This window comes from Streptomyces olivaceoviridis, assembly GCF_014650115.1.
GTDB lineage: Bacteria > Actinomycetota > Actinomycetes > Streptomycetales > Streptomycetaceae > Streptomyces > Streptomyces olivaceoviridis.
This window is the reverse complement of sequence record NZ_BMUI01000034.1, coordinates 29,352-43,365: the sequence shown is the minus strand read 5'-3', so window position 1 is coordinate 43,365 and position 14,014 is coordinate 29,352. Positions and strand designations below refer to the sequence as shown.

At 73.9% G+C, this 14,014-nt stretch carries 5 protein-coding genes and 2 pseudogenes; all 7 read right to left on the bottom strand.

Annotated elements, in window-relative coordinates; translation table 11 throughout:
* Positions 1–96 precede the first annotated feature (96 nt).
* Positions 97–999 carry a condensation domain-containing protein gene (locus IE273_RS44140; RefSeq protein WP_229887927.1) on the bottom strand — a complete coding sequence of 301 codons (903 nt, stop codon included), beginning with the start codon at positions 997–999 and terminating at the stop codon, positions 97–99.
* A gap of 53 nt (positions 1,000–1,052) precedes the next feature.
* Positions 1,053–3,309: pseudogene (locus tag IE273_RS37445) on the bottom strand (AMP-binding protein); the annotation flags it as partial.
* A gap of 108 nt (positions 3,310–3,417) precedes the next feature.
* Positions 3,418–4,644: an AMP-binding protein gene (locus IE273_RS44815; protein WP_268257535.1), complete on the bottom strand. Its 1,227-nt coding sequence runs from the start codon at positions 4,642–4,644 to the stop codon at positions 3,418–3,420.
* 49 nt (positions 4,645–4,693) lie between these two features.
* Positions 4,694–4,897: pseudogene (locus IE273_RS44810) on the bottom strand (AMP-binding protein); the annotation flags it as partial.
* 251 nt (positions 4,898–5,148) lie between these two features.
* Complete coding sequence (locus tag IE273_RS37435; protein WP_189819585.1) at positions 5,149–5,499, bottom strand: hypothetical protein; 351 nt, start codon at positions 5,497–5,499, stop codon at positions 5,149–5,151.
* Positions 5,500–5,721: 222 nt separating this feature from the next.
* A complete protein-coding gene (locus tag IE273_RS37430; RefSeq protein ID WP_189819584.1) occupies positions 5,722–7,068 on the bottom strand; it encodes a cation:proton antiporter in 1,347 nt (448 codons plus the stop codon).
* A 205-nt stretch (positions 7,069–7,273) separates the two neighbouring features.
* Entirely contained in the window at positions 7,274–13,924 is a 6,651-nt protein-coding gene (locus IE273_RS37425; RefSeq protein WP_268257534.1) for a type I polyketide synthase, read from the bottom strand.
* Positions 13,925–14,014 lie beyond the last annotated feature (90 nt).

Genomic DNA, 14,014 nt, shown 5'->3' with positions numbered 1-14,014 from the left:
GCGACGAGCGAGGCTGGGACTCGTGGATCAGCTCTCGAAGGAGCGCGCCGAGTCACCGCGCAGGCATGCCTCGACGCCACCACGAGGTCTGTGTGCTCATCCAGGTTCACGGCGCAGCCGCTTCGACAGCCGGGGGTGCATGTTCACCATGTGTGGTGAACATGCGGTACCGCGAGTCGTGGCGCGGGGCGGCTTCCGTGTGCCCGGGCACCCTCTTCCAGGGCGGTGAGCGGGGTCATGGGTCCTCGCCCAGGGGAGGGCCGAGATCAGTCCGGCGAGAGTCGTGGCGAGCCGGCGGGCGAACGCCGGGGCGACCGCCGCGCCGCGGGAGGTGATGGCGAGGCGCAGGGCGCCGTCCGGTGCGGGCCACACCTCCGTCTGGATCTCGGACGGGACGTCGAGGTACGGCAGTCGGTGGTAACGCGCCGTGCATCCGTCGAACGGGAGCACGGGCGGCGCGTTGTCTTGGAGGACGAAGAGGGTCTGGTAGAACGGCGCCCGGGTGGAGCGGGGTGGGTCTACCGCTCGGACGACCTCGTCGATGCCGATGTCCTGGCACGCCAGGGCCTCGCGCGTCAGCCGTCCTGACTCCACCGCCGACATGGCGGGGTCTTTGCTGAGCAGTCGTGGGGTGACGCGTACGCAGACCGTCCCGATGTGGCAGCCGACGGTCTGTTCCAGCCGCGCGTCGAACCGCTGGGCCACCGGGACACCGATGCCGAAGTCGTCCTGGCCGGTGGTCGCGGCCAGAGCACGGGCGTAGCAGGACAGGAGCACGGCGAAACGTGTCTGACCGGTGGATGCTCCGAGCGCGTCCACCCCCGCTCCCACCACCGGTTCCAATGCGATCTCGGTCCTGAGCACGGGTGTCGCGGCGCCCTGCGTGCTGCTGGGAAAACGCAGCTCCGGTACTCCGCGCAGTCGGGCGGCCACCTCGTCGCGCTGGGCATCGGCGGGGCCGAGCCAAGCTGCGCGGCTCGCAGCGTGTGTGCTTCCCATGCGGAGGGGACAGGAGGCCACTCGGGCCCGCGGCCGGTCCGGCGGGCGTTGTACGCGGTCGCCAGGTCCGCTGCGAGGACGGCCTCGGACCAGCCGTCGAACGCGATGTGATGGACGGCGTACCCCAGCACCCAGGTCGCCGGCCCCGCTGGAGCGAGGACGACGCGCCACAGTGGCCCGTGCCCCGGATCGAGGGACGCGTCCAGGGCGTGTCGCACCGAGACCAGGGCACCCTGCACGGTGGCGTGGCCGGTGAGGGTAGTGACCTCGGGGGCCGGGGCCGCGTCCGGGATGCCGAGGGCACGGCCTCGGCTTATCCGGTACACGGCCCCCAGCGCTGCGGGTCGGTGGTGCACGTCCGCGACAGCCGCGTCGAGCGCGTGACGGTCCAGGTGGCCTTCGACGAGCCAGGCCGCGAGGCAGTGCGCCTCTCGGCTGTCGCGGTGGCGGAGGTACTGGATGAGAAAGCCGGACTGGGTGGGGGACAGGGGTATGCCGTCGGGCTCCGGACCGGCCGGGGTGTCGGTGGGAGGCTGCCCGTGCTCCCGGAGCCAGCGGGTCAGGGCGTCGGCGGTGCGGGCACGCAGCAGAGCGGAGACCGGGATCGGATGGCCGAGGTCTCTGGCGAGCCGGGCGCAGACGCGTCCCGCGTCGAGCGAGCTGCCGCCGAGCGCCGTGAAGTCGGCGGTGGGCGGGACGTCCGGCAGACCGAGGACCGTGGCGAAGGTGCGCGTCACCAGCTCTCTGAGCGTGCCGTCGCCGGCCGGGGCCGGTGCTGTCCCGGTCGCCGCGCGGTCGCCGCGCCGTCGGAGCAGCGCTAGCAGCGCGGTCTCATCGAGCTTGCCGTTGGGCGTCAGCGGGAAGTCGTCGACGGACAGAAGGTGGGCGGGTAGGTGGTAGTGGACCAGGTGCGGCGCGAGTTGCCGGAGTGCTCCGTCGAGCGGGTCGCCGGGACGGTGCGGTCGGCAGAACGCGGCGAGCGTCTGGTACGCGCCGGACGCGTCCGGCAGGGGGAGGACCGCGCAGCGGCGCACCTGGGGCAGCAACCGCTCGATCTGCGCTTCCACCTCCGCGGGTTCGAGGCGGTGGCCGCGGATCTTCACCTGGCGGTCCGCCCGGCCGTGATAGTGGAGCAGGCCGTCCTCGTCCCGGTGCGCGAGGTCGCCGGTGCGGTAGACGCGGACGGCCCGGCCGTCCACGGTGACCGTGGTGAACTTCTCGGCCGTCAGCTCGGGGCGGCCGAGGTAGCCCAGGGCGAGTCCGTCCCCCGCGACGCACAGTTCACCCACCTCGCCTGTCCGGCACTGTCGTTCGCCGTCCAGGATGTGGATGCGGGTGCCCGGCACGGGCCGGCCGATGGGGATGCCGTCAGGTCGTTCGCAGTCTTGCGGGACCATACGGTGGACGGTGGCGAAGACGGTGTTTTCCACCGGGCCGTAGCCGTTGAGCAGGGTGGTGTGCGGGTGGGCGGCGAGGAACGCGCGTACGTGCGGTACGGACAGCCGTTCGCCGCCGGTCATCACCTGCCGTAGCCCGCGCAGGCACGTCGGATCTTCGTCGACCAGCATGCTGAACAGGCTGCTGGTCAGCCAGACGGTGTTGACGTCGCTCGTCGACGATGAGGAACACGCCGCCGTTGAGCAGTGCCGCCCACAGTTCGAGCGAGTAGCCGTCCCACGGGACAGGCGCGGCCTGAGGCATCACGGTGCCGGGGCCGAAGCGCGCGAAGGTGCCCGGTCGGAACAGCCGTGTGGTCGCCCGGTGGGGGGAGAGCACTCCCTTGGGCCGTCCGGTTGTGCCGGAGGTGAAGAAGACGCAGGCCGGATCGTGCCCTGACACCTTTGCCGGCACGAAGCCCGGCGCGCTGCCGGCGGCGGACGCCAGGCCGCCCGGCGGCGGCGTCCACAGTGCGACGGGCGGCCCGTCGGCCCCGGGTGGCGCCTCGGCGGCCACCAGGACTCTAGCGTCCAACTGCGTCAGCACATCCGCTACCCAGCCGGCCGGCCACCTTTCGTCGATCAGCGCGTAGGCCGCCCCGAGCTTGAGCACGGCCAGCACGGCGGCGACGAGTTCCGGGCTCCGGGACAGGCGGACCGGCACCAGGTCGCCTCTGCCGACGCCATGGTCCGCGAGCCGGGCGGCGTACGCGTCCGAGGCACGGTCGAGCAGGCCGTAACCGATCTGCTCGCCGTGGTGGAGCAGCGCCGGCGCGTGGGGCCGGGCAGCGGCCGTCGCCGCGAAGACACCGTGGATGCTTTCACTTGGCGGTCCGGCGACGGAACCTTCCGTGCTGTCGTGAAGGGGCTGCATTGCCAGTTACCTCTCTACAGGAGGTGATCATGAGCTCAGAACCGTGGGCCGCCCGGAAACGGCCCGGACGGAGCCGGGGCCGTGCCGGCCGGCGGACCCGCCGGCCGTTCAGGAATCTCGCAGGGCCAGCCGGTCCACCTTGCCGTTCCCGGTGAGCGGCAGGGAACCGAGCAGGGTGAAGCGGCGCGGGATCATGTAGGTGGGCAGGGTGCGGGCCAGGTGCGTCCGCAGGGCGCGCGGGTCCGTACGGTGTCCGGGCAGGCTGGTGTAGTAGGCGACCAGTTCCAGGCTTCCGGCGCGGCCGGGCCGTGCCAGCACGACGGCCTCCGCGACGTCGGGCTGGAGCCTGAGGGCGCCCTCGATCTCAGCGAGTTCGACGCGGTGGCCACGGATCTTGACCTGTGAGTCGAGCCGGCCGAGATGAGTGAGCGTGCCGTCCTGGTCCCGGCACACCAGGTCCCCGGTGCGGTACCAGTCGTCGGGGCCGGGCACGGGGCCCTCGGCCGGGCTGAACCGTCCCTGGCGGAAGGTCAGGAAACGGCCGGTGTTGTCGCGTGGGTCCAGGTAGCCGGCGAATCGCTGTGGGCCGCGGACGCACAGTTCGCCCTCGTCGGCGTCACGCCCGTCGGTGAGGACGACCGCCTCCAGATGGTCGTAGACCCGTCCGAGGGGGATCGTACGGTTGGCGGTGGTGGGCCAGTCCTCCATACGGTCGGGCAGCCGGTAGCCGCTGACGAACACGGTCAGTTCGGTCGGGCCGTAAGCGTTCTCCAGCGCTCCGTCCGGGGCCGCCCGCCGCCACGCCTGGGCTTGTTCCACCGTCAGCTGCTCACCGAGGAACAGGCTGAGCCGCAGCGTCGGCATGCTGTCCGGCGGCAGTTCGCGCTGGCCCAGCGCGGTGGATATGGCCGAGGGCACCGATGCCCAGTGCGTGACGGCCCGTTCGTTCACCCACCGGACCGGGTGCAGCAGGTCCTGCGGGCCGGGTGCGACCAGGGTGGCTCCGGAGCCCCAGGCCACGAACAGGTCGAAGACGGAGACGTCGAACGCGAGGTCGAAGTTCTGTGTCATGCGGTTGCCTGGGCCCACCCCGTACCGCTGGAGGCTGTGCGTGACGAAACTCAGCGCGTTGGCATGCGAGACCGGCACGCCCTTGGGCGTGCCGGTGCTGCCCGAGGTGAACAGGATGTACGCGGTGTCCTGCGCCGGACGGTGGGGGACCGGGGGGGGGGAGGTCCGCCACGGTTCGCGGGTCCGGTATCCGCAGCAGGCGGAGGCCGGGTCTGGCGCCGGGGTTCTCGGCCGGCGCCGTGGCCCTCTCGGTCGGGACGTCATCGGTCCAGACGTCATCGGTCAGGATCAGGGTGAGGCCGGCGGCGCGGGCGATCGACCGGACGCGGCTCGGCGGGGCGGAGGCGCTGAGGGGGACGACGGTGGCGCCGAGCCCCAGCACCGCGAGGTAGGCGGTGTAGGTGCGGGCGCTCTTGGAGGCAAGCAGTCCGATCCGGTCCGGGACCTCACCCTCGCCGGCCGCCGCGATGAACCGGCTCAGCAGTTCGGCCGCGCCGATCAGTTCTCGGTAGGTCATGGGCGGGTCGGCCGGGGTCTCCAGGGCGATCGCCCCGGGGTGGCGGCGCGCGGTGGCCGCGACGAGGTCGTACAGCGTCGCGGGTGCCACAGTGGCGGGCGGCTCGGCCGGTTCCCTGTTGTCCATTCTTCCCCTCTCCATGCTGTCTTGAGCCACGTCCGGACGCCAGATCCCGCCGGACGACCGGCGCGCGGTGGGCCCACGAGCGTCACGGCCGCTGGTACGGCTCCCGCGTGCGCCGGACGAGCGCGTCACCTCTCATCGGCCCGCCCGCGTCCCGGTGCGCCGAGCGCTGCCAGTCGCAGCCGCAACCAGTCGGCGATCCTCGCTCCCTGGTCCAGCCTGACGCCCGGCAGGGCCCGCTCGCCGCCCGGTACGGGTTCGGCGGGCCCGGCACCGACGACGACACAGGCGCCCAGGTAGGCCAGCCAGGTCAGCTGCGCCTTGAGTGCCTCGCGGGCGGCCCGGCCCAGCGGCACACCCAGCCGTTCCGCCATGGCCTTCTCCAGTACCCGACGCATCACCGCGAGGATGTCCTGCGCCGCCGCGCACCGGCCCCTGAGGTCACCGCCCAGCTCTGTCACGGTGTGCTCGGCGGCCACCGCTCGCAGGTCGCCGGCCGGGGCGAACCTCCGGGCCAGGGCGAGGGATTCCTCGAACCACTCCTGCTGGGTCAGCGTACCGGCACCGCGCCCACCTCGTCCGCTCCTGGACGACGCTGCCCGACCACGCCTCGGTGAACGGGCGCGAGGACGGCGCCGACCTGGTGGCCCAGGCGCCGGCGGAGCGCGGCATCGGCCTCGGTGACACGACCGCTGCGCCCGCTACCTGCCCCTATGCCTGCGGCGTCGCCCTGGCGTTTGTGGCAGACCCCCGCTCGGGGCCGGACCCGGGGCGGGCGACCGCCGGGCCGTCACCGTCACCTTCGGCGGGGACGGGGAGGTGGCCGCCGGGCGGTGCAGGAGGCCGATCAGCGGGCCTGCGGACGCCGTGGTGAAGAGGGCCATGATGACGAGCAGCGCGTAGAGCCGCGGGCCGATCACCCCCGCCCGCAGTCCCACGTCGAGCACGACGAGCTCGGTGAGGCCCCGGGTGTTGAGCAGGACGCCGATCAACAGTGAGTCCCGCCACGGCAGCCGGGCACTGCCCCGGGCCGACAGCGAACCGGCGGCCACCTTGCCGACCACCGCGGTGAGACAGAGCACCAGAAGGAGCAGCAGGTCGGAGGCGCGCAGTCCGCTCAGCTCCACCGACATCCCCGAGATCGTGAAGAACACCGGCAGCAGCAGGCCCCCGGTCTGCTGTAGCGGACGCAGCACCTGGTCGTCCGGCACCCCGTCGAGCCGGCGGGGCATGATGATGCCGGCCAGCAGCGCACCGAAGATCACATGCAGCCCCAGCGCGCTGGTGGCCCAGGCCGAGGCCAGCGCCAGCGCGGCGGCGACGGGGACGGGGTCGGTCATCAGGGCACCCGGCCGGTCCCTCCACCACACCAGCGCGCGCCGTACGACGCACACCATGACCAGCACATAAGACGCCAGCAGCGCCATCCTGGCGAGCCAGCCCCGCATGGAGCCGTCCTCGCCGCCGCTCAGGCACACCGCCAGCACCGGCCAGCTCAGAGCGTCGATGACACCGGCGGCGGCCATCGCGATCGTGGCGGGCATGCTGCCGGCCAGCCCCTGATCCCTGATGATGCCGGCCAGGACGGGAACCGCCGTGATGGACAGCGCGACCGCCATGTACAGGGTGAACGTGGCGTCGATCGGACGGCCGCCGTTGGCGGCGCGGAAACTGCCGGGGAGGACCGTGACGAGGCCCGCCCCCAGCACCATCGGGATCGCGAACCCGCTCAGCGAGACGCTGGTCACCGTGCCGTGCCGGCGGAGCTGGCGGAGATCGAGTTCATAGCCGACGGCGAAGAGGAAGAGGGTCAGCGCGACCTGGGCCAGCGCCGTCAGGACCGGCTTGACCTGCTCCGGGAACAGGGTGTCGTAGACCCCGTCGGGTGCCAGGCCGAGCAGGCTCGGGCCGAGCGCGACACCGGCGAGCAACTGCCCGATGACCGGCGGCTGACGGAGCTTGCGGGCCGCTGCGCCCAGGGCCCAGGAGGCCGTGATGACCAGCGCGAGCGCCGCGACGACGTGAGTGACCATGGAGTCGTTGCCCACCGGCATCCCCTTTTCGGCATGTGCCGCATGTTCGTGGTGTGGAGGGTCTTCGGATGGCACGACCGCAGGCGCGGTCACCGTTCGGACCGCGGACCGGGCCCGAGGTGAGCGTCCCGGGCCGGGGTCCCCGGTCGGGTGTGGCGTTCTTGCCCCGGCGTGTCCCGGGCGTGGCCGGTGGAGCGCCGGCCACGATCCGGACGCGCTGTCATTCCGATGGCGCCGTGGCGAGCAGTTGATCCGTCAGCTCGCGCAGTGTCGCCCGGCTGAGGATCTTGCCGACCGGCAGCAGCACGCCGTGCGAGCGCTGCACCTCCTGTCGCAGCTGGGCCGCCATCAGCGAGTCGAGACCCTGACTGGTCAGATCCAGGTCCGGGTCGAGGTGTTCGGCGTCGACGCGCAGGATGGCCGCGACCCTGGCCCGGAACAGCGCCGCCGCCGTACCGGCCGTCGAGTCGGTGCCGGTCGCCTCGTCCGCGCCGCTCGTAGGGTCCGCGCCGCTCGTACGGTCCGCGCCGGTCGTACGGTCCGCGCCGCTCGTACGGTCCGCGCCGGTCGTACGGTCTGTTCCGGTCACCCGTTCCGGGATGGGGGACAGCGGCGGGGGCGGTGGGGTCGGCCGGGCGGCGGGCTGCGGTCGGCAGGCGGGGGCGTCGTCGATGACGTCCCGCAGGAACGGGGAGGCCGCCGCGGCCGGGTACGTGACCCGCCACCGTGCCCAGTCGACCGGCATGACCAGGGTGTCCCCGGCGCCCGTGGCCAGCAGGTGGTCCAGCACCGCGAGCCCCGCCGCGGAGGTGAACCCGGTCATGCCCCGCGGGATCAGGTTCCGCCCGAGTTCGGTGCCCGCCCTCGCCGCCATGCCCCGGTCGGTCCAGAATCCCCAGTTGACCGAGAGCGCCGTGAGACCGCGGGCGCGCCGGGCGCGGGCGATCGCGTCGAGACCCGCGTTGGCCGCGGCGCCCGCCGCGACGTTCGGTGAGGCCAGCAGGGCGTTCCCGGACGAGAACAGCACGAAGTGGTCCAGGGCGGCGGTGTCGAAGAGACGGTCCAGCACCCGGCCGCCCTCCAGCTTGGGCCGCAGCACGGCCTCCAGATCCCGCAGGGTGGTGTCGCTGATCGGCTTGTACATGAACACACCGGCGGTGTGGAAGACCCCCCGGACCGCCGGCCGGCCGGCCGCGCCGCGGTTCTCGACCAGCCGGCGCATCGACCGCTCGTCCGCCACGTCCACCGGCGCGTACTGCACTTCGGCGCCCTGGCCGCGCAGTTCCTCCAGCAGGGCGGTGACGCCACCCCCCGACGGCGAGGCCTGGCCGGGCACGGAGCGGCCGGTGAGCAGCAGGTGCCTGGCGCCGCGCGCGACGAGCCAGCGGGCCAGCTCGGAGCCGATGCCGCCCGCACCGCCGGTCACGAGGTAGGTGGCGTCCGGGCGTATCCGGGCCGGGGACGCCGGGACCGGCGGGGCCGCCGGTTGCGCCGGGGCCGTCCGCAGGTCTATGAGCACCTTGCCGACATGGCGCGCCCCGAGCACGTCGTCGAAAGCCTGGCCGACGGCGTCCAGCGGGTACACCTCGGCCGGCAGGGGCGCGAATTCACCGGCCGCGATGAGGCGCAGCACCCGGCCGAGCAGCGCCCCGGCCCGCTCCGGACGTTCGCGGCACAGGGCGGCGATGTCCAGGACCTGGAGGGAACCGTTGCGCAGCAGGCCGCCGAGACCGGTCGGGCGGCCGTCCACCAGGTCCCGCTTGGCCAGCTCCACATAGCGCCCGTACGGAGCGAGCACGCCGAGGTTCCGGTCGACGGCCTCCCCGGTCAGCGAGTTGAGGATGACGTCCACCCCCGTGCCGCCGGTCGCGGCCAGCAGCGGACCGGCGAAGTCCCCGCGGGAGTCGCCGACATGGGCGACGCCCATGCCGCGCAGCAGGGCCCGCCGCCGCGCGCTGCCCGCGGTGGCGTGAATCTCGGCGCCGCGCCACCGGGCCACCTGGATCGCGGCGAGACCCACGCCGCCGGTGGCCGAGTGGATGAGGACCTTCTCCCCTTCGCGGAGCGCGGCCAGTTCCATGAGGCCGTACCACGCCGTCAGATAGGCAATCGGCACGGTGGCGGCCTCGGCGAGGGAGAGCCCGTCGGGCAGGCGGTGGGTCAGCCGGCGGTCGGCGAGGACCTGCGTGGCCAGACCCGGGTGGGCGACGGCGGCCACGCGGTCACCCACGGCCAGGCCCCGTACGCCGGTGCCGACCGCCGTCACCACTCCGGCGGTCTCCCAGCCCAGCCGGCCGTCGTCGTCCGGGTCCGGGTAGGCCCCGGCCGCTTGGAGTGCGTCCCGGAAGCCGACCCCGCCGTACGCCGCGGCGATCTGTACCTCGTCGGCGGCCGGAGGCCGCGCCGCGGCCACCACGCGCACCGGGCCCGAACGGCGGTCGCGGTCCGGCACGACCTCGGTGACGTCACCATCGGAACCGGAACCGGAACCGGAACCGGAACCGGAATCGGAATCGGAGCCGGAGCCGGAGCCGTGATCGCCGGTGGGGCCGGACGTCGGTGATGTGCGGCGCAGCCGCAGGACGTACCGTCCGGCTGCCCGGAGCGCGATCTGGTCCTCGCTCCCGTCGCCGGCCGCGATCTCCCGGGCCAGTTCCGCCGTCTGCTCCGTGCCCCGGGCGGGGTCCAGGTCGACGAGGGTGTGCCGGACGACGGACAGCTCGCTCGCCGCCGTACGCCCGAAGCCCCACACGGTGGACTGGTCCGGGTTCGGCGCCACGTCCGTGTCCACTACCGTCTCGGCGCCCCGGGTGACGAGCACGAGCCGGGGGAGCGGGCCGTCCCGGCGTGCCGTGGACAACGCCTGGTCCAGCTGCAGTGCGCCGGCGAGGCCCAGCGGCACCGCCCCCACCGGCCGCGCCGCCCGCAGGCCCCACAGGTACACCACGGCGGCGATGCCTCCGGGGTGGTCACGGCCGGCCTCGTACAGCAGCCGCGCGTAGTCGTCGAGACGCGACGGGTCGATGCGGTACGTCCCGTCGGCACCGCGCTCGTACCGTTCCCCGGGCCGTACGGCGATCCGCGCACCGGGCGCCGCCGGTGTGAGCCGCGGCCCGAAGTCCTCGTCCTCGAAGACCAGCCAGGCACCGGCGGCCGGTGCGGCCGGCGCCCGGTGCGCGGCGGCCGGCGTCCACCGCGGCCGGTAGAGCCAGTCGGTCGGCGGGCCGGGTTCCTCCCGCCGTACCAGCCAGCGGATCCGCAGGCCGCGGAATTCGGCCAGAGGCGTGCCCCGTTCGTCGCGGACGACGACGTCACCGCTGAACGACTCGGCCGTCAGCTCGCGCCGTACCGCATGGCTGTACAGGGTTCCGGTCAGCGGCCCGTACCGGCGGAACGCGTCGATGGACCCCAGGACGAAGGCGTACTGCTCGCCCGGCTCGTCCGAGTCGGGCAGGGTGGCCGCGAGCACCTGTCCGCAGGCGTCGAGCACCGCCGGATGGACGTGGTGCGACTCGTCGCCGGCCAGGCCGCCCTGCACCACGATCTCGGCCAGCGCCTCCTCGCCACCGCGCCACACCTGCCCGATGCCCCGGAAGACGCCGTGCCAGTCGTTGCCGCGGGCCGCGAACCGGCGGTAGAACTCGGCGCCGGTCAGGTGGTCGGGGAACCGTGCGGCGATCTGCCGGGGAGTGGCCCCGGGGATGTCGAGCAGGCCGGTTCCGGCGGCTGCCACGCCGATCCGGCCGTGCGCGTGCAGGGTCCATCCACAGTCGGGGGCGGTGCCGTGAACAGGGGCGTCGGCGGTGGCGACGTCGAAGGCCCAGCCCCGCCCGGCGGGCCGCAGCGTCACCCGCAGCAGCGGCGGGGCCCCGGCGGTGAGGAAGAGCGCCCTGTCGTAGCGGACGTCCTCGACGACGACCCCGGTGCCGGCGACCTGGGTGCCGGCGGCCACGGCCAGCTCCAGGTACGCGGTGCCGGGCAGAATGACCAGACCCTGCATCCGGTGGTCCAGGAGATAGGCGTTGCGCTCCAGGTCGACGGGGCCCTCCCAGCGGTGCGCACCGTCGTCGAGGACCACGTGCGTACCGAGCAGCGGGTGCCCGCCCCGGACGTCCGCCGTGATGGTCGCGCCTGCCCCGACCGCCGCAGCCTTCACACCGGTCGCGCCTGCCGTACCGGTCACGCCGGTCGTGCCTGCCGCAGCGTTCGCAGAGGCCACGACCGCCGCACGCGGCGGGCCGTCCGCGCCGTTGGGCTCGAACCAGAACTCCGCGCGCTGCCAGGGATACGGCGGCAGCCCCACGTAAGCGGCCGGGCCCTCGAACAGCGCGTCGGGGCGCACCGGGTATCCGGCCTGGTGGAGCTGGCCGACGGAGGTCAGCAGCGCGGTCAGGTCGTCGGTGCCGCGCAGCAGCGACGGCACTACCAGGTCGTCGGTGCGCGCCTCCGGCAGGCACTCCCTGACCGCCGCGCCGAGGATGGGGTGCGGGCTGATCTCGACGACGGCCGCCGCCGGGACGGACGCGGTCTCGGAGTCGACGGCCGCGTGGAAGCGGACTTCGTCGCGGAGGTTGCGCACCCAGTACTCCGCGTCCAGCTCCGCGCCGGTGAGCAGTTCCCCGGTCACCGTCGAGCGCAGCGGTACCCGGCCCGCGCGCGGCCGGACCGGCTCCAGCGCGGTCCGCAACTCCTCCAGCAGCGGGTCGACATGACTGCTGTGCGAGGCCACGTCCACCTTGACGGTCCTGGTGAGTACGCCCCGTTCGGACAGCGCCTCCAGCACCTTCTCCACCGCCGGGGTATTGCCCGAGACGATGGTGCGCCGCGGGCCGTTGCTCACCGCGACGTCCACGTCCGGAACGTCGGCGAGTTCCCGCCGCAGCTCGTCGGCGGGCAGGTCGACGGCGGCCATGGATCCCGTGCCGGCGATCCTCCTGAGCAGAGCGCTGCGGCGGCAGATCACCGCCGCGCCGTCAGCCAGGGTGAGCGCCCCCGCTGCGCAGGCGGCCGCCACCTCGCCCATGCTGTGCCCGATCACCACGTCGGGCGCCACCCCCCACGACCGCCACAGCGCGGCCAGTGCGACCTCGACCGCCCAGAGCAGCGGTTGCACCACGTCGATCGGCCAGTCCGCCTCGTCGGTGGTGGTCAGGCGTTCGGTCACCGACCAGCCGCACTCGGCGCGCACGACCCGGTCGCACTCCTCCAGGGTCTCCCGGAACACCGCGGAGGTGTCCAGCAGCCGACGGCCCATCCCGGACCACTGTGAGCCCTGGCCGGGGAAGACGAAGACGGTCCTGAAGCGCGCGCCGGGCCTGGCGGCGACGACCGGCCGGCCCGCGCGGAGCTGCGCCACGGCCTGGTCGTGGTCCGAGGCGAGCACGGTCATCCGGTGCCGGTGGTGGGTGCTCCGGGTCAGCGTGCTGAAACTGACGTCGCGCAGCGCGTGCCGGCGGCCCGCCCCGTCCGGTGCGAGGAAGTCCGCGTACGACGCGGCGAGTTCCCGCAGTGCGGCGGGCGTCTGGGCGGACAGCGCCAGCAGGTACGGCCGCGGCTCGCCGGCCGTCGGCGGCACGGGCGCGGGGCGGTGCTCGCCGAGGACGACGTGCGCGTTGGTGCCGGAGATGCCGAACGAGCTGACCGCCGCGTACCGGGGGGCGCCGTCCCCGCCCCACTCGCGGGCGGTCTGCGGGATGTCCAGCGCCATGCGGTCCCAGTCCACCGAGTCGGTCAGCCGGCCGCTGTGCAGACTGGGCGGGACGACGCCGTGCGCCACGCACAGCGCCGCCTTGATAAGCCCCGCGATGCCGGCGGCCGCCTCGGTGTGCCCGATGTTCGTCTTCACGGAGCCGACCAGCAGCGGGTCCGCGGCCGAGCGGCCCGCGCCGCTGCCGTAGACCGCGTCCAGCCCGCGCAGTTCGATCGGGTCGCCGGCCGGGGTGCCGGTGCCGTGCGCCTCCACGAAGCCGACGGCGCGCGGCTCGATGCCCCCGCGCGCGCAGGCGTGCCGCATCGCGTCGATCTGAGCGGTCCCCGAGGGGGTCATCAGGTATCCGCTGCTGCGGCCCTCGTTCTCGACCGCCGAGCCGTGGATGACCGCGTGGATCCGGTCGCCGTCCGCCTCGGCCCGCGCCAGCGGCTTCAGGACAACGACGCCGACGCCGTCGCTGCGCACGAAGCCGTCGGCGTCGGCCGCGCCGAACTTGCACCGGCCGTCCGCGGACAACATGTCCGCCTGGGAGAACGTGATGCTCTCCTCCGGCGACAGCACCAGGTTGACGCCGGCGGCCAGGGCGAGGGTGGCCTCCCCGGCGCGCAGCGCGGCGCACGCCTGGTGGACGGCGACCAGCGAGGACGAGCAGGCGGTGTCGACGGAGGTGCTCGGGCCGCGCAGGTCGAAGAAGAACGACAGGCGCCCGGACAGGACGCTGCGTGACGTGCCGGTGTTGGCGTAGATGTCCAGTGCCCCGGCGGCCCGCAGCAGGTCCCAGTACTCGGCGGTCCGCTGTCCGACCACGACCGCGGTCGGGCTTCCCGCGAGCTGGTCCGTCGTCAGTCCGGCGTCCCGCACGGCCGCGGCGGCGGTCTGCAGCAGCAGCCGCTGCTGTGGGTCCATGTGGCTCGCCTCGCGGCCGGAGACGCCGAAGTAGTGGGCGTCGAAGCCGCGGATGTCCGGCAGGAAACCGCCGCGCCGGCTGACGATCCGGCCGGGGGTCCGCGGGCGGGGGTCGTGGAACGCGTCGATGGGGAACCGGTCGGCCGGCAGGTCCGACGTCGCGTCGACCCCGTCGAGCTGCATCTTCCAGAACGCGGCGACACCGTCCGCCCCGGGGAACTCACACGCCATCCCCACGATCGCGATCGGCTCCACGGCACCCGGCCCCGAAGTGACCGGCCCGGAGGTGACCGGTTTCGAAGTCGCCGGTTGCGACGCCACCGCCTCCACGCCGCTTGCCCCCGG

Coding starts and splice junctions, on each gene's coding strand:
- IE273_RS44140 (WP_229887927.1), bottom strand. CDS start 999: ATGGGAAGCACACACGCTGCGAGCCGCGCAGCTTGGCTCGGCCCCGCC.
- IE273_RS44815 (WP_268257535.1), bottom strand. CDS start 4,644: ATGACGTCCCGACCGAGAGGGCCACGGCGCCGGCCGAGAACCCCGGCG.